The organism is uncultured Microbacterium sp., from assembly GCF_900078385.1.
Classification (GTDB): Bacteria; Actinomycetota; Actinomycetes; order Actinomycetales; family Microbacteriaceae; genus Microbacterium.
Genome location: NZ_FLQR01000008.1, coordinates 92727 through 115565, shown reverse-complemented (window position 1 = coordinate 115565; position 22839 = coordinate 92727). Strand labels below are relative to the sequence as shown.

18 protein-coding genes are annotated in these 22839 nt (G+C 72.3%); 2 read left to right on the top strand and 16 right to left on the bottom strand.

Going from position 1 to position 22839, the window contains the following annotated elements:
- Positions 1–29: 29 nt before the first annotated feature.
- The 3 genes from QZL85_RS10200 to QZL85_RS10190 form a co-directional block, all read right to left on the bottom strand.
- The gene (locus QZL85_RS10200) at positions 30–1694 is read right to left on the bottom strand and encodes a S8/S53 family peptidase (RefSeq protein WP_295576496.1); all 1665 of its coding nucleotides are present in this window, start codon (positions 1692–1694) and stop codon (positions 30–32) included.
- Positions 1695–1757: 63 nt separating this feature from the next.
- The gene (locus tag QZL85_RS10195) at positions 1758–2231 is read right to left on the bottom strand and encodes a hypothetical protein (RefSeq protein WP_295576495.1); all 474 of its coding nucleotides are present in this window, start codon (positions 2229–2231) and stop codon (positions 1758–1760) included.
- Positions 2221–2862, bottom strand: a complete 642-nt coding sequence (locus QZL85_RS10190) for an RNA polymerase sigma factor (RefSeq protein WP_295576494.1) — start codon at positions 2860–2862, stop codon at positions 2221–2223. Before QZL85_RS10190 ends, QZL85_RS10195 begins: the two co-directional genes overlap by 11 nt.
- A gap of 117 nt (positions 2863–2979) precedes the next feature.
- Between QZL85_RS10190 and QZL85_RS10185 the strand changes: the two genes are divergently transcribed.
- Complete coding sequence (locus QZL85_RS10185; protein WP_295576493.1) at positions 2980–3705, top strand: glutamine amidotransferase-related protein; 726 nt, start codon at positions 2980–2982, stop codon at positions 3703–3705.
- Here QZL85_RS10185 and QZL85_RS10180 read toward each other — a convergent pair.
- The 9 genes from QZL85_RS10180 to xylA all read right to left on the bottom strand — a co-directional run bounded on the left by QZL85_RS10180 (position 3659) and on the right by xylA (position 16019).
- Positions 3659–4561 carry a tryptophan-rich sensory protein gene (locus QZL85_RS10180; RefSeq protein ID WP_295576491.1) on the bottom strand — a complete coding sequence of 301 codons (903 nt, stop codon included), beginning with the start codon at positions 4559–4561 and terminating at the stop codon, positions 3659–3661. The two genes, QZL85_RS10185 and QZL85_RS10180, sit on opposite strands and share 47 nt — an antisense overlap.
- Before the next feature lie 81 nt (positions 4562–4642).
- Positions 4643–6373, bottom strand: coding sequence for a malto-oligosyltrehalose trehalohydrolase (gene treZ, locus QZL85_RS10175; protein WP_295576490.1), 1731 nt, complete (start codon positions 6371–6373; stop codon positions 4643–4645).
- An 85-nt stretch (positions 6374–6458) separates the two neighbouring features.
- Complete coding sequence (treY, locus tag QZL85_RS10170; protein ID WP_295576489.1) at positions 6459–8879, bottom strand: malto-oligosyltrehalose synthase; 2421 nt, start codon at positions 8877–8879, stop codon at positions 6459–6461.
- A gap of 4 nt (positions 8880–8883) precedes the next feature.
- Positions 8884–11094 (bottom strand): glycogen debranching protein GlgX, encoded by a 2211-nt coding sequence (glgX, locus tag QZL85_RS10165; RefSeq protein WP_295576488.1) that lies wholly within the window; start codon positions 11092–11094, stop codon positions 8884–8886.
- 54 nt (positions 11095–11148) lie between these two features.
- Positions 11149–11622, bottom strand: a complete 474-nt coding sequence (locus tag QZL85_RS10160; RefSeq protein ID WP_295576487.1) for a glutaminase — start codon at positions 11620–11622, stop codon at positions 11149–11151.
- A gap of 72 nt (positions 11623–11694) precedes the next feature.
- Positions 11695–12780 (bottom strand): Gfo/Idh/MocA family protein, encoded by a 1086-nt coding sequence (locus tag QZL85_RS10155; protein ID WP_295576485.1) that lies wholly within the window; start codon positions 12778–12780, stop codon positions 11695–11697.
- Positions 12759–13460 carry a ThuA domain-containing protein gene (locus QZL85_RS10150; protein WP_295576483.1) on the bottom strand — a complete coding sequence of 234 codons (702 nt, stop codon included), beginning with the start codon at positions 13458–13460 and terminating at the stop codon, positions 12759–12761. Before QZL85_RS10150 ends, QZL85_RS10155 begins: the two co-directional genes overlap by 22 nt.
- Positions 13457–14752 carry a xylulokinase gene (gene xylB, locus QZL85_RS10145; RefSeq protein ID WP_295576481.1) on the bottom strand — a complete coding sequence of 432 codons (1296 nt, stop codon included), beginning with the start codon at positions 14750–14752 and terminating at the stop codon, positions 13457–13459. The genes QZL85_RS10150 and xylB overlap by 4 nt, the downstream gene beginning before the upstream one ends.
- A gap of 79 nt (positions 14753–14831) precedes the next feature.
- Positions 14832–16019: a xylose isomerase gene (gene xylA, locus QZL85_RS10140; RefSeq protein WP_295576479.1), complete on the bottom strand. Its 1188-nt coding sequence runs from the start codon at positions 16017–16019 to the stop codon at positions 14832–14834.
- A gap of 180 nt (positions 16020–16199) precedes the next feature.
- On the opposite strand from xylA, the gene QZL85_RS10135 reads away from it, so the two are divergent.
- Positions 16200–17204, top strand: a complete 1005-nt coding sequence (locus QZL85_RS10135) for a LacI family DNA-binding transcriptional regulator (protein WP_295576477.1) — start codon at positions 16200–16202, stop codon at positions 17202–17204.
- 153 nt (positions 17205–17357) lie between these two features.
- Here QZL85_RS10135 and QZL85_RS10130 read toward each other — a convergent pair whose 3' ends face one another.
- Genes QZL85_RS10130 through QZL85_RS10115 form a run of 4 tightly spaced genes read right to left on the bottom strand, consistent with a single transcriptional unit; the run spans position 17358 to position 22832 of the window.
- Positions 17358–19676 carry a glycoside hydrolase family 3 N-terminal domain-containing protein gene (locus QZL85_RS10130; RefSeq protein ID WP_295576475.1) on the bottom strand — a complete coding sequence of 773 codons (2319 nt, stop codon included), beginning with the start codon at positions 19674–19676 and terminating at the stop codon, positions 17358–17360.
- Positions 19673–20569, bottom strand: coding sequence for a carbohydrate ABC transporter permease (locus QZL85_RS10125; protein ID WP_295576473.1), 897 nt, complete (start codon positions 20567–20569; stop codon positions 19673–19675). Before QZL85_RS10125 ends, QZL85_RS10130 begins: the two co-directional genes overlap by 4 nt.
- On the bottom strand, positions 20569–21534 hold the full coding sequence (locus tag QZL85_RS10120; RefSeq protein ID WP_295576471.1) for a carbohydrate ABC transporter permease: 966 nt from the start codon (positions 21532–21534) through the stop codon (positions 20569–20571). The genes QZL85_RS10125 and QZL85_RS10120 overlap by 1 nt, the downstream gene beginning before the upstream one ends.
- Positions 21535–21539: 5 nt before the next feature.
- Positions 21540–22832, bottom strand: a complete 1293-nt coding sequence (locus QZL85_RS10115; RefSeq protein ID WP_295576470.1) for an extracellular solute-binding protein — start codon at positions 22830–22832, stop codon at positions 21540–21542.
- Positions 22833–22839 lie beyond the last annotated feature (7 nt).

Below are 22839 nucleotides of genomic sequence, written 5' to 3'. Positions count from 1 at the left end.
GACGCGCGCGGCGACACCGCGGCCCGCACTCAGTCCTCGACGATCACGGCCTCCGCTGCTTTCGTGACGCCGGCCACGGCCGCCTCGGCCTTCTCCGGTTCGACCGGGAGATCGGTGAGGCCCGCCGCGATCCGGCCCGCGACGAGCGGTGCCGCGAAGGACGTGCCGCTCCAGACGGCGAACCCGCCGCGGAAGTCCTCGGGGCTGATCGTGAGGCGGCGGCGCCCGTACTGATCGTCGCGCGCGGTCGCCTGGATGCCGCCGTGGAAGTCGGGGATCGTGCTGACGACGCCGGCTCCCACCGCGTACGTGCGCACCCACGGCCCGACGTTCGAGAACAGCGCCGTCGTCCAGCCGTTCGGATTGAGCGCCCCGACCGAGACGTGGACGGCGCCGCCGTCGGGCACGATGCCGTTGTCGGCGCCGGGCCACGCCCACAGCGACGCCGGGAAGGTCGGCCGGTCGATCGCGTCGTTGCCCGCTGAGACGACCACGGCCGTCCCGAGCGCCCGGAGGGCGGCGAGGAGGTCGTAGAGATCGCGGGTGTACAGGCCGTCCTGCGGGGTCTCGTGATAGTAGCCGAGCGACAGGTTCAGCACATCGACGGGGCGGCCCCCGCGCTGGCCCGTGCGATACCGGTGCACGAGCACCCCGAGATCCTCGATCACCTGCAGGAGCGACGACTCCTCGACGATCCCCAGGGCATCCGCGACGCGGATCGCCAGGATGTCGGCATCCGGCGCTGCCTGCCGGACGATCCCCGCGATGAACGTGCCGTGACCGGCGACCGGGTCGAGCTCGCCGTCGAGGGGGCCGTAGAGGTCGGGATAGACCTCCGGGTTCGCCTCATCGGTGAGGCCCAGAGGGCGCCCGTCGATCTGCACGTTCCGGTCGACGACGTCGTCGGGCAGCCAGGAGTGGACACCGGCGCCGGTGTCGAGCACGGCCACGACGGCGCGGCGCCGGCCCTCCCCCGGCTCGGTGCGCGCGAGCGGCGGTCCCACCCACGCGACGGGCTGCCGCCCGCCGAGCCCCGCTTCGCCGTACTCGCCCACGGGGTTCGACTTCGTGTACGGGTTGGACTTCGTGTACGGGTTCGACTTCGTATAGGGATTGGACTTCGTGTAGGGATTGGACTTCGTGTACGGGTTCAGCCCGACGGGGTCGACGGTGAGCAGATGATCGAGGCCGATCCGGTCGGCGCCGGCGGCGCGCAGCGTCGCGGCGGCGTCGATCCGCCCGTCCCGCGATCGCACCGGGTCACCGCCGAGCGCGTCCCGGCGCACCTGCTGCAGGACACGCCACGCGTCCGGGAGCGCCGGGGAGACGCCGCGATCGCCATCCGGCGTCGTCAGTCGCACGCGGATGACGACGGGCGCACCCGGGAACCGCTGCTCGGGCGGCGGCGCGTCATCCTCCATGTCGCTCCCGTCGAGCGCCTCGCGCTCGACGCCCCACCCGAAGGCGCCCGCCGCTCGGCGGACCCGGTCGAGATTGCCGGCCAGAAGCGACCCCTGCTCACCACCGGAGAGGAGGAGCCGATCGGGGACGTAGGCGGTCTGGAACGCCTCGATGCCGTCCAGCGGCTCGGTGCCGGGATCGAGGACCGTGCCTTTGACGACCGATCCTCGGGCGCGGTCGCGCCACGACCACCCCTTCGGCTGCGGATTCTGCTCGGGGGTGTCGGCGACCATGGTCGCTCCTCTCGTGGTCGCCGGGGGCGACGTCGTGGTGTGGGGTACGGGGTACGGCGGTGGTCAGACTTCGAAGCGCGGCGTCAGCACCTCGGTGGCGGCGCCCGGCTCGGGGGGAGTCTCGAGGATGATGCGGAGACGGGAAACGCCGGCGGGAACCTCGTCGAAGGCGAACCGCCCGCTCTCCGGCGCCGCCGTGAAGGTGGCGCCCTCCTGGACGAGCTCGATGCGCAGCGCCACCCCGTCCACCCAGCCGTCGATGCGGCGGGCACCGGATTCGGCGGCCGTGACGTGGATGAGCACGTTGGTCGTGCCGTCGCTGAACTGCAGCGTCAGCATGTCGGCGTCGCCGCGGACCGCCGCGAGCCGGTCGCTCTCGACCAGGGTGAGCAGCGCGTACTCCCGCGACAGGTCGGCCGTCGCGACGGCGGCCACCATCCGGTCGACGAGGTCGGCGGGGACCGGATCGACCACCTCCCACGCGCGCCGGAGGGCGCGGAACAGTGCGGCATCCGCCGCGGGCATCTCAGAGGTCACGGGTATCCCCTCTCCATCCATCCGCCTGCAAGGCGGTGCGCAGCTTGCCGAGGCAGCGCTGCCGGGTCGGGCCGATCGAGCCGATCGGCATGGCCAGGTCCTGGGCGATCCGGGCGTAGTCGGGGCGCTCTTCGAACGCGACGATCCGCAGCAGGCGGCGGCAGCGGTCGTCGAGACGTCCGACGGCGCCCCAGATCCGGTGATCGCGGTCGGCGACCTGGGCGAGGTCCTCGGCGGAGTCCGCCGGCGGCAGCTTCGGCTCGAGGTCGGCGCTGTCGGTCGCGCGGACGCGCTGGTGCGCGCGTCCTGCGCGCCACGCTTCGCGGCGTGCGCACGTCGTCAGCCACCCGGCGACGGCCCGCTCGTCGTGGATCGACTCGTGGCGCTGCACGAGCGTCATCCACGTCGCCTGCACGACGTCCTCCGCGAGCATGTGCTCGAGACCGTACGCCCGCACGACATGCCACAGCACGGGCGTCATGATGCGGACGAGCTCGTCCATGGCGCGGGCGTCGCCCTCGCGCCAGCGGTGGAACGCACCGGCGGCGCGGTCCCAGATCGTCAGGGGTGCGCCGACGTTCCCGTCGCCCTCCGACGGTTCTCGGACGGGCGGCGGGTCGGCATCGGTCATAGCGCCCATTCTGGCCACATGGACAGGAGCGAGGCGATACCCCCGGTGATACATCGACGCGCGGACGGATGCCGGCGGACTCTCGCCGGGCCGGACCGATCCACCTAGACTCGGCGCATGGCACCGCTCGTGTACGTCTGCGTCCGTCCGCAGCTGGGCGCCGCCGCCGCCGAATACGAGTCGTTCCGCACCGGCGCGCGGCTGGGCGACGGTGAGCTGGATCAGCTGGACCTCGTGCGCGACGAACTTCCGGAGGACGCCTTCGAGCGGTGGCGCGGATTCGTCGTCGGGGGCAGCCCGTTCAACGTCACCGACCCGGAGTCGACGAAGACCGATGTGCAGCGGCGCCTCGAGGCCGCACTGTCGCGCGTCGCCGAGCGCGCCGCCGACGGGCGGACGGCGGCCCTGTTCACCTGCTACGGCATCGGGATCGCGACTCGCGCCCTCGGCGGCACCGTCACACGCGCCTATCCGGAGGACACGGGTCCGACGACGGTCTCGCTGACCGAGGACGGGTCACGGGACGCGCTCTTCGGCGGCCTCGCCGACACCTTCACGGCGCTGACGGCGCACAAGGAGGGCATCGCGGAGCCGCCGGCGGGGGCGGTGCTGCTCGCGACGAACGAGGCCTGCCCCGTGCAGGCGTACCGCTTCGGCGACCGGCTGTACGCGACGCAGTTCCATCCGGAGCCCACGGCACGCGCCTTCACCGAGCGGATGGCCGTGTACCGCGACGACGGGTACTTCGCCGCCGGCGACTACGACGCCATCGCCGCCCGCGTGCTCGCGACCTCGCTCACCGAGCCGACCCGGATCCTGCAGCGGTTCGCCCAGACGTTCTGACGTCGTCGCCCTGGGGGACGGGGCGGGAGGCCGGTCGTCGCGCGAACTCGCCGCGCCCGGGCCGACCGGTGACGATCATGACGATGGGGGCGATCACGACGACGGCCGCGGCGATTCCCGCGGCGATCGCGATGGGGGTGGATGCCGGCTCGTCCGTCGCGCGAGCGACGGCGATCCACAGCAGCCCCCACCCCATGGCGAGGCCCGGCGCGAGGCGACCGCGGGTGCCGTAGGCGAGCGCGACGCCGATGATCGCGACCACGATGAGCACGGCGATCGCGATCGGGACCGCCGCGTCCCCCCACGCCGCGGGGGCGACCTCGGCGGTGAGCCATGCCGTGACGTTGGCGACGGTCGCGAGCGACACCCAGCCCAGGTGGAATCCGACCGTGAGGTCGGTGAAGGCGACATCCGTCGCCCCCTGCGGAGGGCGGACGACGAGCACGCGGATCGTCGCGCCGAGCGCGACGAGGAGCAGGAGGATCGCGACGACGGTGGCGGGGAGGTTCAGGAACTGCGCCGCAAGCAGCCAGCATCCGTTGAGGACGGCGGTCACGGCGATCCACCAGCCCGCGAAGCGCTGGCGGTCGCGCGCCCGCTGGCCCGGCAGCGCCTGCCAGATCGCGTACGCGATCATCAGGAGGTAGATGAGGCTCCAGATGGAGAAGGCGGAGCTGCCGGGCGCGAGGTAGGTCGCGTCGGAGGCGAGGTTCCCGTCCTGCAGTTCGTTCACGGGAGTGCCGCCGAAGACGCCGGAGCCGACGAGGGCGGCGACGAGCATGAAGGACACCGCCGAGATGACGGCGATCTGCCGGATGAGGTCCGCGGCGCGTGCGGGGCGGAGGTCGTCGATCATGGCTGCCACGCTAGGCGCGCGCGGCCCGGCGCGGCAGGGGGTTGACAGTGTTTCCGGTCGCGGCGGTGCGCGCCGGGGGCCTCAGGCGGGACCGACGATGACGGCCGAGTCCGGCTGCAGCGAGAGCGTCGCGCCGCGGCGCTCCGGATCCTTCGTCGCGAGCCAGATCTCGGCGCCCTCGAGGGGCACGTCCCACGGGACGGCGGAGAGGTTCACGAGCACCCGCGCCGCGCCCCGGTCGAGTTCGTAGACGCGCCCCCCGATGGCCTCGGCCGACGCCGCCCCACCGGCGCCGGATGCGGGATCGGTGAGCTCGGGACGCTCACGCCGGAGTCGCGCGAGGGCGCGGTACAGCGCGAGCAGCCGCGCGTGATCGCCCGTCGACGCCTCGGCCCAGTCGAGCTTGGACCGTGCGAACGTCTCCGGGTCGTTCGGATCGGGGACAAGCGACTCATCCCAGCCCATCGCGGCGAACTCGGCCTTGCGTCCGTTCGCGGTGGCCGTGGCGAGCTCGGGTTCGGGATGCGACGTGAAGAACTGCCAGGGCGTCGAGGCGCCCCACTCCTCGCCCATGAAGAGCATCGGCGTGCCGGGCGTCGTGAGGGTGAGCACGGCCGCGACGGCGAGCCGATCGGCGGACAGGGTCGCGGCCAGGCGGTCGCCCGCGGCGCGGTTGCCGATCTGGTCGTGGTCCTGCGCGAACGTCACGAGACGCCAGGTCGGCACGTCGGGCGGGATCGGCACGCCGTGGTCGCGGCCGCGGAACGAGGACCACGTCCCGTCGTGGAAGAACCCGCCCGTCCACACCTTGGGCAGGGCGCCGAGGTCGGCGAAATCGGCGTAGTAGCCGTCGGTCTCGCCGGTCAGCGCGACGTGCACGGCATGGTGCCAGTCGTCGGACCACTGCGCCGCGAGGCCGTGCCCGCCGGCCTCGCGGGGCAGGATCATGACGGCGTCGTTGAGGTCGCTCTCGGCGATGAGGGAGAGCGGCCGGCCGACGTGGACGCTCAGCGCGTCGACGGCCTGCGCGATCTCGCGGAGGATGTGGACGGGGCTGTCGACGCTCTCGTGCAGCGCGTGCACGGCATCCAACCGCAGACCGTCGACGTGGTAGTCGCGGAGCCACAGGAAGACGTTGCCGACGATGTGGTCGCGCACGGCGCGCTGGTCGAGGTCGAGGCTCGCGCCCCACGTGGTCTCGACGCCGTCGCGGAGGTAGGGACCGAACTCGGGAAGGTAGTTCCCGGAGGGTCCAAGGTGGTTGTAGACGACATCCTGGATGACGGCGAGACCGGCTGCGTGGGCGGCGTCCACGAAGCGCTGGTAGGCGGCGGGGCCGCCGTATGTCTCCTGCACCGCGTACCAGAGCACGCCGTCGTAGCCCCAGTTGTGGGTGCCGTTGAACGCGTTGACGGGCAGCAGCTCGATGTGTGTGACCCCGAGGTCGGCGAGGTGCCCGAGCTTGCCGATCGCGGCATCGAGCGTGCCCTCCGGAGTGAACGTGCCGATGTGCAGCTCGTAGATCAGGCCGCCGGCGAGCTGTCTGCCGGTCCAGTCCTGATCGGTCCAGGAGAAGGCGGCGGGGTCGTGATGCGCGGACGCGTCGTGCACGCCGCGCGGCTGCCGTCGCGAGCGCGGGTCGGGCCGGATGTCGTCGCCGTCGCCCAGCACGAAGCCGTACTCGTCGCCGTCGGCGAGTGCGACATCGGCGTCCCACCAGCCGTCGTCGTCACGCGGCGTCAGCTCGATGTCGCCCTGCCCGGCTCGTCGCAGCCGTACACGCTCCGCGCGCGGTGCCCATACCTCGATCATCGTCGTCCTCCCGTCGTGCACTGCCGTGCGATCTGCAGGATCACCTGTGACTGCTGGGGCTGCCGAGCCTCACGCGCCCCACGGGTCACGGTCGGTCCTGCCGTTCGTCGCGTCCGGGGTCGGATGCCGCGGCGTCGGCGCCGCCCGGGTCGTCGGCGGAGCCGGATCCCGCGTCGGCGTGGCGCAGCAGGGCGACGGGGTAGACGGCGAGGAGGTCGGAAAGCGGGGTCTCGCCGCCGTCGTGCCGACGCCCGGTCAGCTCGTCGCGCCACACGCCGGGCGGCAGGAGCATCACGGTGTCGCCCCAGCCGCCGCGGGCCGCCAGCCCTGCGGGAAGCCGCGTCGCGACGGCGATCGCGCCGCCGCGGTCGAACCCGACGGCGTGGTCTGCCGCCGCCCCGGCCGCGGGAAGCGGGGTGTAGCGGGTGAACAGGTCCGGCCGGTCGCGGCGCAGCCGCAGCGCACGGGAGGTCACGAGCAGCTTGGCCGCCCCGGTCTCATCCACGTCGGGCGTCCACCCCGCGTCGATGCGGGAGAGCAGCGCGCGGCGGACCCCGTAGTCGACGGGGCGCCGGTTGTCGGGGTCGACGAGCGAGAGGTCCCAGAGCTCGGTGCCCTGATAGACGTCGGGCACGCCGGGGGCCGCGAGCTGAAGCAGCTTCGCGGAGAGGGAGTTGGACCGGCCGAAACCGGCGATCTCGCCGACGAACGCCTCCACGAGCCCTCGAGCCGCGCCGGACGCGGCATCCACGACGGCGTGGACGCGCGCCTCGAAGGCCGCGTCCGGGTCTGCCCACGTCGTGTCCTCGGCGGATTCGCGCGCCGCCTTCTCGGCGTAGGCGTGCAACCGCTCCGGCGATGCGGGCCAGGCGCCGACGATCGCCTGCCAGAGCAGCGCGTCGAGCGGGCCGTTGCCGGTCGAGGCGATCCCGCGCAGCCGATCGAGCGTCGCGCCCCAGCGCTCCGTAAGCTCCGCGAGCACCGAGAGACGCGCTCGGACGTCCTCGCTGCGCTTCGTGTCGTGCGTCGAGAGGGCCGTCGACGCGTGCGGCCACCCGGACTGCCGCATGCCGGCAGCGGCATGGAAGCCGTCGACGTCGAGGGCGAAGACCGACGGATCGCCGCCGACCTCCGTGAGTGTCCCGAGGCGCGTGTATCGATAGAACGCCGTGTCCTCGACACCCTTCGCCATGACGGGCCCCGTGGTCTGCATGAACCGCGTCGCGAGCTCGCCGTGCGGGTCGGCGAGGATCAGATCGGCCACGGCGACGGCACGCGCGGCCAGGTCGGGGCGGCGCCGAGAGGTCTCCGCGACGGCGTGCGCGAGGTGCTGCGCGCCGGCCGGGAGGTACGCGCGGTACACCGGGAAGTTCGCCAGCAGCTCGGCGACCGCGTCGACCGTGTCCGACCCGTCTGGCCCGCCCAGCTCGGCGGGGAGCAGCCGGACGAGACGGCGCACTTCGGCGCGCTGCGCGGTGTCGGCGATCGCGCGCTTCGTGTCGTGGATGAGGTCGGCGTACGAGGTCACCGGCGTCAGCCCGCTCTCCGCGCGCAGGCGCGCGTCGAGGGCGTCGAGGGCAGGGGCGCCGGCGGGATCGACGAGCACGCGGTCGATCTCCGCCATCGCGTCGTAGCCGGTCGTCCCGGCCGTGGCCCACCAGCCGGGCAGCTGCTCGCCGTGCTCGAGGATCTTCTCGACGACGACATGGGCGCCGCCGGTGAGCTCGGCGAGCCTCGTGAGGTAGCCGCCCGGGTCGGCGAGGCCGTCGGGATGGTCGATGCGGAGGCCGTCGGCGAGTCCCTCGCGGAACCAGCGGGCCACCTCGGCGTGCGTGGCTGCGAAGACCGGCTCCGTCTCGACGCGGACGCCGGCGAGGCTCGTCACCGTGAAGAACCGGCGATAGTTCAGGTCGGCGTCGCGACGCCAGTGCAGGAGCTCCCAGTGCTGAGCCTCCAGCACCGCCGGAACGTCGTCCGGGGCGGCCTGGTCGAGCGATCCCGGCGCGAGGGGCAGCGCCGAGTCGTAGTACCGCACGACGCCCGCGTCGACGTCGACCGTCAGCTCGCCCGCGGCGAGGACGTCGTCGATCTCCGCCCCGAGGATCGGCAGCCGGAGCCGGCCGGACCCGTGCGCCCAGTCGACGTCGAACGCCTCCGCGTGCCGCGACGACCGGCCGTGGGTGAGGACGTCCCACCACCACGCGTTCCGGGACGGGTCGGCGACGCCCATGTGGTTGGGCACGATGTCCACGAGGATGCCGAGACCTGCGGCGCGGGCCGCGTCCCGGAAGCGGGCGAGGCCCTCCGCCCCGCCCCGCGCCGGGTCGACCTGCGAGGTGTCGACGACGTCATAGCCGTGGTCGGACCCGTCCGCAGCCTCGAGGATCGGCGACAGGTACGCCCAGTCGACCCCCAGCGCCCGAAGGTACGCGGTCACGTCGGCCGCCGCATCCAGGTCGAAGTCGGCGCGGATCTGGAGGCGGTAGGTCGAAGCCGGGGGCGTCATGGCGTCAGTGCGGCATCTCGATCTGCGGTGCGTGGGCGGGGATCGTGTCGATCGGGGTGGTCCGCGCGGCCAGCGAGGCGGCGACGGAGTGGTCGACGTCCGGCTCGGCTTCCTCGTAGTCGCGCAGCACGAGGAGCGACTTCGCCGCCAGCCCGAGGACATCGCCCCCGTCGAGCGGCGCGACGTCGGCCTGTTCACCGGAGGTGTCGACGACGACCTCCCAGCGCGGCCCGAAGTCGGCGGTCGGGATCGTGAAGTCCACACCCTCGTCGCCGGCGTTGAAGAAGATCATGAAGTGCCGGTCGCGGATCTCCTCGCCGCGGCGATCCCGCTCGCGGATGCCTTCGCCGTTGAGGAACACGCCGATCGCGCGGCCGAAGCCGCTGTCCCAGTCCTCCGGTTGCATCTCGGTGCCGTCGGGGCGAACCCAGGCGATGTCGGGGACGGGCGCCCCCTCCTCGCGGCGGATCGGTCGTCCGTTGAAGAACCGGCTGCGTCGGAAGGTCGGGTGCTCGCGGCGGAGCCGCGCGATCGCGGCGGTGAACTCGACGAGCGGCTGGTCGACGCTGTCCCAGTGCACCCAGGTCAGCTCGTTGTCCTGCGCGTAGCCGTTGTTGTTGCCCTTCTGGGTGCGACCCAGTTCGTCGCCGTGCGCGATCATCGGGACGCCCTGGCTCAGCAGCAGGGTCGCGATGAAGTTGCGCTGCTGCCGCGCGCGCAGGGTCAGCACCTTCGGGTCGGTGGTGTCGCCCTCCACGCCGTGGTTGAACGAGCGGTTGTGCGATTCGCCGTCGTTCCCGTCCTCGCCGTTGGCGTCGTTGTGCTTCTCGTTGTAGGACACGAGATCCCGCAGCGTGAACCCGTCGTGGGCGGTGACGAAGTTGATGGATGCCACCGGCCGGCGCCCGGAGTGCTCGTACAGGTCCGCGGAGCCGGTGACGCGCGACGCGAACTCGCCGAGCGTCGACGGCTCGCCCCGCCAGAAGTCGCGGACCGTGTCGCGGTACTTGCCGTTCCACTCGGTCCACTGCGGGGGGAAGTTGCCCACCTGGTAGCCGCCGGGACCGATGTCCCAGGGCTCGGCGATGAGCTTGACCTGCGAAACTACCGGGTCCTGCTGGACGAGCTCGAAGAAGGCGGCGAGTCGGTCGACTTCGTAGAACTCGCGCGCGAGGGTCGCGGCGAGGTCGAAGCGGAAGCCGTCGACGTGCATCTCCAGCACCCAGTACCGCAGCGAGTCCATGATGAGCTGCAGCGTGTGCGGATTGCCGACGTTGAGGCTGTTCCCCGTGCCGGTGTAGTCGGTGTAGTAGCGCTTGTCGTCGTCTTCGAGGCGGTAGTAGGCGACGTTGTCGATGCCCTTCATCGACAGCGTCGGACCCAGGTGGTTGCCCTCGGCCGTGTGGTTGTAGACCACGTCGAGGATGACCTCGATGCCGGCGGCGTGCAGCGCCCGGACCATGCCTTTGAACTCCTGCACCTGCTGGCCGCGGTCGCCGGCGGAGGCGTAGGTGTTCTGGGGCGCGAAGAACGCGATCGTGTTGTATCCCCAGTAGTTCGACAGCCCTTTGTCCTGCAGGGTGGAGTCGTTGACGAACTGGTGCACCGGCATGAGCTCGATGGCGGTGACGCCGAGCTTCTTGAGGTGCTCGATGATCGCGGGGTGACCGATCGCGCTGTAGGTGCCGCGGATCTCGTCGGGGATGTCGGGGTGCAGCTCGGTGAGGCCCTTCACGTGGGCTTCGTAGATCAGCGTCTCGGCGTACGGCGTCTTCGGAAGGCGGTCGCCGGCCCAGTCGAAGAAGGGGTTGACGACGACGCCCTTCATCATCTGGGGCGCCGAATCCTCCTCGTTCCGGGAGTCCGGATCGCCGAAGTCGTACCCGAAGACCGACTGGCCCCACTCGATCTCGCCTTCGACGGACTTCGCGTACGGGTCCAGCAGCAGCTTGCTCGGGTTGAAGCGCTGGCCCTGCGTCGGGTCTTCCGGGCCGTGGACGCGGTACCCGTAGCGCTGGCCCGGCTGGATGGTGGGCAGGTAGGCGTGCCACACGTAGGCGTCGACGTCCCGCAGCTCGACGCGGGTCTCCTCGCCGGCCTCGTCGAACAGGCACAGCTCGACGCGCTCGGCGCTCTCGCTGAAGAGAGCGAAGTTGGTGCCGTTGCCGTCGAAGGTCGCCCCCAGCGGATAGGCGGAACCGGGCCAAACCTGCATGCAGACCTCCAGAGTCGTGACGACAACCCTACTTCGCCTGGAAGAGGTCCCCGCTCACCGCAGCGACAGCTGCTCGGCGAGGTAGTCCGCCAGGGGCCGCGTGCCGCCGGCCGTGCTCCAGCGCACGTGCACGACGCCGCCGACGACCGAGAGCGGGCCGGATGCCCCGCCCCGATCCACGAGCGGGATGTCGATGCTCTGCCAGCCCACGTGCACCACCTCGCCCTCGGCGAACCCGCCGCGCCGCGCGGCCGCGGCCACCTCGGCGCGGGCGCGCTGGGACTCCGCCGTGAATCCGCGGATCGCCTCCGTCCGAGCCCGGAGGATCTCGCCCGTCGCGAATGCCGCATCCTCGTCGAGCAGCAGAACCCCGACGTGCCAGGCCTCGCGCACCGGCACCACACGGGCCGCGCGTCCCAGGCCGAAGACGCGGCGCGGCGCGACCGCTTCGCCGAGCCGCTCGCGCGGGGCGCCGCGGAGGCGCTCGCGGGCGGCTGCGAGCAGGGCCGAAGCCGTCGCATCCGTCACGGTCTCATCCTCGCACCGCGCCCGCGCTCCGCTGAAGGACGCATCGGGCGCTCCGCCAGGTCGTCGGCGGCGTCAGGCGCCGCGCCACACCTCGGCGGGGGTGAACGGCACCGCGGCGGGGCGCTCCGGCGGCGGCGCCAGGTCGACACGCGTGCCGTGAGAGTCGAGCAGTCCCGTCATGATCTCCAGGACGTGCAGGGCAATGGCGCCGCTTGCGCCGTCGCCGCCGCGGACGAAGTCGAGCAGGCCCACGCCGCGCGCGGCGTCGGCGAATCCCGCCGAAGGAGGCAGCACGAGCGATTCCGTCGCCCCGGCGGCTCGCAGCAGGACGTCGCCGTCGAAGCCGTTCGGGTCGGGCAGCACGAGCGACCCCGCGGTGCCGTGCACTTCGATCGGCGGGGCGGCCGAGTGGACGCCGTCGAAGCTAACCGTCACGGTGGACAGCGCGCCGGACCGATGCTGCAGCACACCCGTGACGTGGGTGTCGGTCTCCACGGGGATCACCTCGCCGAGGCGCGGGCCCGACGCGATCGTCCGCTCCGCGCGCACGCGCGAGCTCATGCCGGTGAGGGCGACGACGGGCCCGAGCACCTGGACGAGTGCCGTCAGGTAGTAGGGGCCCATGTCCAGCACCGGACCTCCACCGGGGAGGTAGTAGAAGTCCGGGTGCGGATGCCACTGCTCGTGGCCCGGAGAGATCCACGTCGCCGTCGCCGAGACGGGTGTGCCGATGCGGCCCGCGTCGACGGCGGCGCGGGCGGTCTGCACACCGGTGCCGAGCACGGTGTCGGGCGCGCAGCCCAGGCGCACACCGGCCTCCCGCGCGGCATCCCGCATTCCGAGGGCCTCGTGGAGGGTCGCGGCGAGCGGCTTCTCGCCGTAGACGTCCTTCCCTGCCGCGATGGCGGCATGGGCGACCTCGGCGTGCGCGGCGGGCACGGTGAGATTCAGCACCGTGGCGACGGAGGGATCGGCGACGAGTTCGGCGACGGTCGTGGCGCGGGTCCCGGGGAGGCCGTCGGCGACCCCGCGTGCCCGGTCCTGATCGAGGTCCGCGACGGCGGCGATCCGCAGCGCGGGGTGGCCGCGGAGCGTGTCGAGGTACGCGCCCGAGATGACCCCCAGGCCAACGATCCCTATGCCGTGCGGGCTGCCCATCGCATCCCCCTCTCGATGATGGTGCGGACGTTCTCGTCCTGGAGGACGTCGAGGCTGTGGCCGGGCGTCGCGACGAAGACGCGTCCCCGACCCCACAGACGCGTCCAGACGGTCGGGGAGGTGATGGGGCGGTGCCACGGGTGGTGCGGCTGCACGGGATGCGTCGTCTCGGCGAGGACGTCGATGAGGTCGTCGTGCAGCACCCAGTACTGCTCGGTGGTGAGCGCGAAGTCGTCGATGCCGGCGGTGATCTCGTGCGTCCGCCCGAGGTCGGTGATCTCGACGGTGTACGGGAGGTAGTTGTCCGTCTCGTCACCGTGCCGCTCATCCGGATGCTTGCCGGGGTGCGTCGCGAACTGCCCGCCGATGAGCTGCAGGTAGTCGGAGCTCGACCGATAGGAGTCGGCTATGCCGCCGTGCCACCCGGCGAGGCCCGTGCCGGCCGCGACCGCGTCGCGGAGGCCGACGAGGGCGGGCGCGGAGATCTCCGACATCGTGACGGACTGGACGATGAGATCGGTCGCGGCCATGAGCGCGGCATCCGCGTACACGCCGCTCGTGTCCTCGATCCGGACCGTGAAGCCGTCGCGCTCGAGGAACGGGACGAAGAGGTCGGTCGCCGCGACGGGATGGTGTCCGTCCCAGCCGCCGCGGACGATGAGCGCCGTGCGCGCGGTCATCCGTTCGGCTCGGTGCCGACGAGCGCCGCCGCCTGCCGGGCGGCGCCGAGCGCGACGTACTCCGCCGGTTCGGGGACCTCGACGGGGACGCCGAGGACGAGCGGGGCGATCTGGCGCACCGCCTCGGACTGCGCGCCGCCGCCGATGAGGAGGGCTCGCCGGATCGGCACGCCGAGACCGCGGACCGCGTCGAGCCCGGCGGCGAGGCCGGACAGCATCCCCTCCACGGCGGCGCGGGCGAGGTTCTCCCGCGTCGTCGAGGCGAGTGTCATGCCGTCGAGGGACGCCGTCGCGTCGGGCAGGTTCGGCGTGCGCTCCCCCTCGAAGTAGGGCACGAGACGGAGGCCGCCCGCGCCGGGTTCGGCCTTCAGGGCGAGGCGGGAGAGCTCGCCGTGGTCGACGCCGAGCAGCCGGGCGGTCACGTCGAGCACGCGCGCGGCGTTGAGGGTCGCGACGAGGGGGAGGAAGTGGCCGTCCGCGGAGGCGAACCCGGCGACGGTACCGGTGGGATCGACGGTCGGCTCGGCCGAGACGGCGAACACCGTCCCGCTCGTGCCGATGGACACCACGACGTCGCCCACGCCCGCGCCGACCCCGAGTGCGGCGCCGGCGTTGTCGCCCGCCCCGGGCGCGACGGCCCGGCCGGCGCCGTCGGCGACGCTCTCGCCGGAGCCGAGCACGCGCGGGAGGACCGCGTCGTGGCCGAGCGCTGTGATGAGCAGGTCGCGGTCGTACCCGCCCGGACCCCAGTACGCGGTGCCGGACGCGTCGGAGCGGTCGGTGACGAGCTCGTCGAGACGCGGGTCGTCGGGGCCGAAGCCCCGGAGCCGCCACGTGAGCCAGTCGTGCGGGAGCGCGACGGCCGCCACGCGCGCCGCGGCAGCGGGCTCGTGGTCGCGCAGCCAGCGGAGCTTGGTGGCCGTGAAGGACGCGACCGGCACGACACCGGTCCGGCGCGCGTACTCCTCGGCGCCAATCTCGGCGATGAGGTCGCGCGCCGCGCCGGCGGAGCGGGTGTCGTTCCACAGCAGGGCGGGGCGGATGACGTCACCGTCCGCGTCGAGCACGACCATGCCGTGCTGCTGCCCCGCGATGGACCACGCGGCGACGTCGTCGATGCCGCCCGCCTCCGCGATCGCGGTCTGCAGCGCCGTCCACCACGCAGCCGGGTCGACCTCGGTGCCCTCCGGGTGCGACGCGCGCCCCGAGCGGACCACGGCACCGGTGTCGGCATCCGTGATGACGACCTTGCACGACTGCGTCGACGAGTCGACGCCCATCACGAGTGCCATCCGGCATCCTCTCTCTGCCCGTGCCGCGTTCCCGCCCCGCGTCGAGTGACGCGGGGCGGGACGGGCGAGGTGGGGTGGGTCAGCGGGCGCCCAGGAGGTGCTCGGTGGCCAGCTGCTGGAGCCGCACGAAGCCGAAGCCCTTCGCGCCGAAGTACGCGTCGGCGTCGAAGTCCTCGTACGCCGAACGGTCGGCGAGGAGGTCGTCGTACGACTCCCCCGCGCCCAGCGTCGGCTGCGCAAGCTCGAAGACGCGGGCGGCCTCGAGCGCGGCCTGCACCTCGGGGTCGGCGCGGAACGCGGCGGCCCGCTCCTTGAGGAGGAGGTAGGTGCGCATGTTCGCGGCGGCCGAGTCCCAGACGCCGGTCTCGTCCTCGGTGCGGGACGGCTTGTAGTCGAAGTGGCGGGGACCCTCGTAGGACGGACCGCCGTTCGGGCCGCCGTTCTCGAGAAGGTCGACGAGCGCGAACGCGTTGTGCAGGTCGCCGTGACCGAAGACGAGGTCCTGGTCGTACTTGATGCCGCGCTGGCCGTTTAGGTCGATGTGGAAGAGCTTGCCGTGGTAGAGCGCCTGCGCGATGCCGGCGGCGAAGTTCAGGCCCGCCATCTGCTCGTGACCGACCTCGGGGTTGAGGCCCACGAGCTCGGGGTGCTCGAGCGTCTCGATGAAGGCGAGGGCGTGGCCGACCGTCGGCAGCAGGATGTCGCCGCGCGGCTCGTTCGGCTTCGGCTCGATCGCGAAGCGGATGTCGTAGCCCTTGTCGATCACGTACTGGCCGAGGAGGTTCACCGCTTCGCGGTAGCGCTCGAGGGCCGTGCGCACGTCCTTCGCGGCGTCGTACTCGGCGCCCTCACGGCCGCCCCACATCACGAAGGTCTTGGCGCCGAGCTCGACGCCGAGCTCGAGCTGACGGAGGACCTTGCGCAGCGCGAAGCGACGCACGGCGCGGTCGTTGGAGGTGAAGCCGCCGTCCTTGAAGACCGGGGGCGAGAACAGGTTCGTGGTCACCATCGGCACCGTCAGCCCGGTGGCATCCAGCACGCCCTTCAGGCGGTCGATCTGCTTCTGCCGCTCGGCATCCGTCGAGCCGAAGGCGAAGAGGTCGTCATCGTGGAACGTGAGCCCGTAGGCGCCGATCTCGGCGAGCTTCTCGACGGCGTGCACGACGTCGAGCGGGGGCCGGGTGGGACCGCCGAACGGGTCGCTCCCGTTGTAGCCGATCGTCCACAGTCCGAAGGTGAACTTGTCCGCGGGGGTGGGGGTGACCATGATGCTCCTGCTCGACGTCGAGTTAATTGTTGCGATAAACAACCTATACCATGGAGCGGGGGCGCGCCAGTGCCCCGCCGAGGAGAATCGGCATCCGAAACTATCGTCGCGTCACACGAAAGGTGCAAGAATCGGCTCGCTCGCACTCCGCGGCTCCGCGACCGGCTCCGAGGATCCTCCATGACCACTGCTCCCCGTGTGACGCTCGCCGACATCGCGGCCGAGGCCGGAGTCTCCGTCGCCACGATGTCCAAGGTGCTCAACGGCCGCACCGATGTCGCCCCGGCCACGCGCGCCCGCCTCGAGGAGCATCTGAAGAGTCACGGCTACCACCGGCGCACCCCCGCGCAGCGCACCGAGACGCTCGAACTCGTCTTCCACGAGCTCGAGGCGAGCTGGTCGATGGAGGTGATCGAGGGCGTCGAGGACGTCGCCCACGCCGCCGGGCTCTCCGTCGTCCTGACCGTCAGCGGCGATCGCCACGCACCGTCCGCGGAGTGGATCGATGGCGTCCTGCGCCGCCGCCCCGTCGGCGTCGTGCTGGTGTTCTCCGACCTGCCCCGCGCGCACCGCGAGAAGCTCCGCTCGCGGGGCGTCCCGTTCGCCATCGTCGACCCGGCCGGCGACCCGGCGCCGGACGTGCCGTCGGTCGGCTCGGCGAACTGGTCGGGCGGCCTCATGGCGACCCGGCACCTGATCGATCTCGGCCACACGCGTATCGCGGCGATCACGGGCCCCGAGGACATGATGTGCTCCCTCGCGCGCGTCGACGGCTACCGCTCGGCGATGAGCGCCGCGAACCTGCCCATCGATCCGACCTGGATCCGCTTCGGCGACTTCCACCCGGCGGGCGGCGAGCACCACGCCCGTGAGCTGCTCGCCGGACCCGACCGCCCGACGGCCGTCTTCGCGGGCAGCGACCTGCAGGCCCTCGGCGTCATCGCCGCGGCCACGGCGGCGGGCTTGAGCGTCCCGCACGACCTCTCCGTCGTCGGCTACGACGACATCGCGCTGGCACGCTGGCTCAGCCCGCAGCTGACGACGGTGCATCAGCCGCTCCGCCGGATGGGCGAGGAGGCCGCACGGATCGTGCTGCGCCTCGCCGAGGGCGACACCGTCGACACGCTCCGCATGGACCTTGCGACGCACCTGGTGGTCCGCGGCAGCACCGCGCCGCCCGCGTAGGCCGACTCGCGGCATCCCCGGAACAGGCGATCCGCCGAGGTCAGGCCGATCCGCGCGGCTTCGGCCTGACCCGCGCAGAGCGCCTGAGCCCGGCAGGGATGGGCCGGGGCCCGCACACACCGGCAGGGATGTGCCGGGCCCCGACAATCCCCGTCACACCACCGAGGCCTCGACCGCACGCACCTCGACGCCGGGGACGAGCGCGCGCGAATGGTCGACGACCCGCGTCGGGCCGACGAGGCGCACGGTCCGCGACGACGCGATGTCGCCGCTCGAGCGCCCCGCGCCCAGCACGAGCTCGCCGGCATCCACGATGCGGTGCAGAGCCCGGCCGGTGTACGCCGCGAGATCCGCCGGCACCGCGAAGCGCACCTCGACCGCGTTGCCGGCGGCCACCTCGACCCGTGCGTACCCGATGAGGCGCTGCACGGGGCGGGGCACCTCGGCGACGGGGTCGTGGAGGTACAGCTGCACGACCTCGACACCGTCCCGGTCCCCCGTGTTGGCGACCCGCAACGCCACCCCGACCGTCCCGTCGGTCGCGATCTCGGCCGCATCCGCGGTCAGCTCGCTCCACTCGAACGTCGTGTACGACAGGCCGTGACCGAAGGGGAAGGCCGCGGACGGGTCGATTTTCGACACGCCCGTCTTCGTCGCGAGGGGTGTCGCCAGGTATGTCGAGGGCTGCGAGCCGTGAGCCTTCGGGATGCTCACCGGCAGGCGTCCGCTCGGGTTCACGCGTCCGCTCAGCACGCCCGCGACGGCGGACGCGCCCTCCTCGCCGGCGAAGAAGGCCTCGATGATGCCCGCGGCCTCCTCCTCGGCGCGACCGAGGGCGTAGGGGCGACCGGCCAGCAGCACGAGGACGGCCGGCGTACCGGCATCCAGCACCGCGTCGACGAGGTCCTGCTGGGCGCCGGGCAGGGCGAGCGACTCGGCGTCGCAGCCCTCACCGCTCGTCCCGCGACCGAAGAGCCCCGCCCGGTCCCCGAGCGCCAGCACGACGACGTCCGCGGCCTGGGCGAGCGCGACGGCCTCGGGTATGCCGTCGCGCTCGCCGCCGTCGACGCTCGTGCCCCGCACGTGCGCGACCTCGGCCTCGGGGAACTCCGCGCGGAGCGCCTCGAGCAGGGTCGGGATGCGGATGCCGAGCGGGACGCCCGGATGCTGCGAGACGACGTGCGTCGGGAACGAGTAGCAGCCGAGCATGGCGTACGGGTCATCGGCGTTCGGGCCGACGACGGCGATCCGCGTCGGCGTGCCGAGCGGCAGCGCGCCGTCGTTGCGGACGAGCACGATCGCCTCCTCGGCGAGCCGCGCGGCGAGGGCGCGGTTCTCCGCCGGGTCGAGGTCGATCGATCCGCGCAGCGCTTCGGGATCGGACAGGTCCCGGCCCGCCAGCGCCTCCGGCACGGCCGACCAGTCGGCCGCCAGGAGCCCGAGCTGCTCCTTCTGTCGGAGCACGCGGCGGAGCGCCGTGTCGATGAGCCCGGCGTCGATGACGCCCTCCTCGACGGCGCGCCGGAGCGGCTCGCCGAAGGTCTTGACGGTCGGCAGCTCGACGTCGATGCCCGCCGCGAGCGCCTGGCCCGCGGCATCCGCCCACGACGCGGCGACCCCGTGGAGGAGCTTCAGGAACGCGACCGAGAAGTAGTCGGCGACGACCGTGCCATCGAACCCCCACGTGTCGCGGAGGAGTTCGGTCAGCAGCGACCGGTCGGCCGCCGTCGGAACGCCGTCGATGTCCGAGTAGGAGTTCATGACGCTCCGGACGCCGCTGTCCCGCACCGCCATCTCGAACGGCGGGAGGATGACGTCCTGCAGCTCGCGCGGTCCGATCGAGACGGGCGCGAGGTTCCGACCCCCCTTGGATGCCGAGTAGCCGGCGAAGTGCTTGAGCGTCGCGACGACGCCCACCGATTCGACGCCCTGCACGTACGCGGTGGCGACGGTGCCGACGAGGAGCGGGTCCTCGCCGATCGTCTCCTCGACGCGACCCCAGCGGGCGTCGCGCACGACGTCGAGCACGGGCGCGAGACCCTGGTGCACGCCGACCCGGCGCATGTCCTCGCCGATGCGGCGCCCCATCTCCCGGACGAGCTCGGGGTGGAAGGTCGCGCCCCACGACAGGGGTACGGGATAGGCCGTCGCGCCGTACGCCGCGAAGCCGGCGAGGCACTCCTCGTGCGCGAGGGCGGGGATGCCGTGCCGCGAGGCGGCACGGATGCGCTCCTGCGTGCGCGCGAGCGACAGCGCGCCCACGGCGGCATCGACGGGCCGCGTGCCGAACGGACGGGTGAGCTGCCCCAGCCCGTGCGGCAGCAGCGCGTCGAGGTCGACCACGTCCTCCATGTCGTGCTGGTGCGGGGCGACGTCGCCGCCGGAGTCGGACGCGCCGACCCAGACGCCGTACAGCTGGGCGATCTTCTCGTCGAGGGTCATCGCCGCGACGAGCTCGTCGATGCGCGTCATCCCTTCACCGCCCCGGTCAGGCCGCCCACGATGCGCTTCTCGGCGAACAGGAAGAACGCGAGCGCCGGCACCATGGCCAGCGACGTGTAGGCGAGCACGGCGCCGGTGTCGGCGGAGTACTGGGTGGAGAACTGCTGGACGCCGAGCGGCAGGGTCCACAGATCCTGCGGCATCCCGCCCGCCGCCATCACGAGCAGGGGCAGGAGGTAGGCGTTCCAGCTGCCGACGAACGCGAGGACGCCGACGGTGACGAGGCCCGGCACCGACAGGGGCAGCATGATGCGCCAGAAGAACCCGATCCGGCTCGTGCCGTCGATCGCCGCGGCCTCTTCGAGTTCGGCCGGGATGGCCCTCAGGAAGGGGACGAGGATGATGACGGTCGTCGGCAGCGCGAACGCGACCTGCGGGATGATGACGCCGAGGAAGCTCCCCTGCAGCCCGATGTCGCGCAGCAGGATGGTCAGCGGCAGCGCGGCGACCGTGAGCGGGAACATGAGGCCCGCTGCGAAGAGCGAGTACAGCACGCCCCGGCCGCGGAAGTCGTACCGGGCGATCACGAACGCGGCCATGACGCCGAGCAGCACGACCCCGGCCGTCGTGCCGATGCCGACGACGGAGGACGAGAACACCGACCCCCAGAAGCGGCTCGATCCCAGGACCCGCAGGTAGCTGTCGAGCGTCCACGGGTCCGGCCAGCCGGCCGGGTTCGCGTTGATGTCGGCGGTTCGGCGGAACCCGCCGATCCACACGTACGCGACGGGGACGACGGAGATGAGGACCGCCGCGAGGGCGACGAGGTAGACGAAGGGCTGACGCCAGTCGAACCCGGAACCGGCGGGACGGTCCCTGCGGCGGCCCGCGGAGGGGACGGTCACGGCGACGGTGGCAGCCATCAGCGGACTCCTGTCGTGGTGGCGCCGGCGAGATCGCGGCGGAGGGCGAAGCGCTGGTACACGAGCGCGACGGCCAGCGAGATGAGGAAGAGGATGACGGCGATCGCGCTGCCGAAGCCGGGCTGGGTCTGCCCGTACTGGATCATGTAGACGGCCATCGTGTTCGTGGCGCCGACCGGGCCGCCGCGGGTGGTGACCCACACCATGTCGAACAGCTGCAGCGAGCCGATCATCGACAAGAAGATCCAGATGCGGATCGTGGGGGCGATGAGCGGGAGCGTGATGTGCCATTGGATGCGCCACCAGCTGGCGCCGTCCAGCTGCGCCGCCTCGGTGAGCTCCTCGGGAACGCCCTGCAGCCCCGCGAGCATGAGGAGGATGGCGAAGCCGAGGTACTTCCACGTGAGGATGCCGAACATGACCCACAGTGCGATGGCGGGCTCGGCGAGCCAGGGGCGGGCGAGCTCGCCGAGTCCGATCGACTCGAGCACGGCGTTGACGCCGCCGCGCGGGGAGAGCAGGAGCTTCCACGACAGACCCGCGACGACCTCGGCGAGGACGTAGGGGACGAAGATGAGGGCGCGGATGAGGGTGCGCCCGCGCAGACGCCGGTTCAGCAGCAGGGCGATCCCGATCGCGAGGGGCCCCTGGATGAGGACCGACGCGACGAGGATGACGGCGTTGTTGCTGATGCCCTTGAGGAAGAGCGGATCGGTGAGGGCCCGGATGTAGTTGTCGAACCCGACGAAGCGTTCGAGCGGGGTCAGACCGTTCCAGTTGAAGAAGCTGTACACCGCTGCGAGGACGACGGGCAGGATGACGAAGGTCAGGAAGACGATGAGCGCGGGACCGGCGAACAGGCCGATCTCGAGCCACTTCCGGCCGTCGGTGCGACGGCGGGGGCGGGGAGGGGGGACGGGGCCCGCGGCGAGCGCGGGCCCCGTCTCGATCATGCTGGTGGTCATGTCGGTTACAGCGCGGCCGCCGTGTCCTCCAGCGTCTTGACGATGTCCTCGGGGCTGCCGGTGCCGCCCATGAGGTTGACGACAGCCTGGTTGAGGGGCTGACCGAATGTCGGGCCGAGGGCACTGTCCAGCCAGAGCTGCACGTACGACGACTCCGCGAGACCGGCGGCGATGGCCTTGAGGTTCGGGTCGGTGACGCTGTCCGCGGCCTCCGGGTGCGTCGGGATGCCCGCACCGGTCTCCGCGAAGCGCTTCTGGACGTCGGCGCTCATGATGTACTTCAGCAGGTCGACCGCCTCTGCGGGCGCGTCCTTGTGGACGCCCCAGCCGTCGCCGCCGCCCATCGTGATGGTCGGGTCGCCGGCCGTGCCGGGCACGCTCGGGAACGGGAACCAGCCGAGGAACTCGGGAACCGTGCCGTCGGCCGTGAGCGAGCCGATCGTGCCGGAGTTCCAGTGCCCCATGAGCTCCATCCCGGCGTTGCCGTTGGCGATGAGGCCCGCGGAGCTGTCGGCGCCCTGCTGCCCCGACGAGGCGAGGAAGCCGGACTGGAACGGCTCGGTGGCGACGAAGTCCTCAAGGAGCTCCCCCGCTTCGAGCCAGCACGGGTCGCTGAAGTCCAGCGCCGGGATGGCGGTCTCGAGCGTCTCGGTCGAGCACGCGGCGAGCGCGAACTGGTACCACCAGTGGCCGGCCGGCCAGAGGTCGCCCGCGCCGACGGCGATCGGCGCCACGCCGGCATCCTTCAGCTTGTCGTTGGCGTCCTCGAGCTCGGGAAGCGTCTCGGGCAGCGTGGAGATGCCGGCCTGCTCGAAGAGGTCCTTGTTGTACCAGAACCCCTCGATGCCGAAGGTGAAAGGCAGCGCGTACTGCTTGCCGTCGACCTCCCAGGGCTTCACGGTGCCGCCGAGGGCGGCGATCTCGTCGGCGGCGACCTCGGTGAGGTCCATGAGGTGACCTGCTTCGGCCTGCGAGCGCACTTCGCCGCCCGGCCAGACCATGAACACGTCCGGGGCGTCGCCGCTCTGCAGCGCGTTCGGGATGAGCGTGCGCTGCAGCTCCTCGTTCTGGTACCCGGTGACCTCGACGGTGACGCCCGGGTTGGCGTCCTCGAACTCGGCGGCGACGTCCGCCCACAGACCCTGGAGCGGGTCGGAGGTGGCGTTGTGCCACCACGTGATGGTGACATCGCCCCCCGCGGCGTCGTCACTGGGGTCGGGGCTGCCGCTGCCGGTACAGCCGGTGAGGGCTGCGATCGCGAGACCGCCGGCGGCGACGCCCGCGGACAGCCTCGTCATGCTGCGT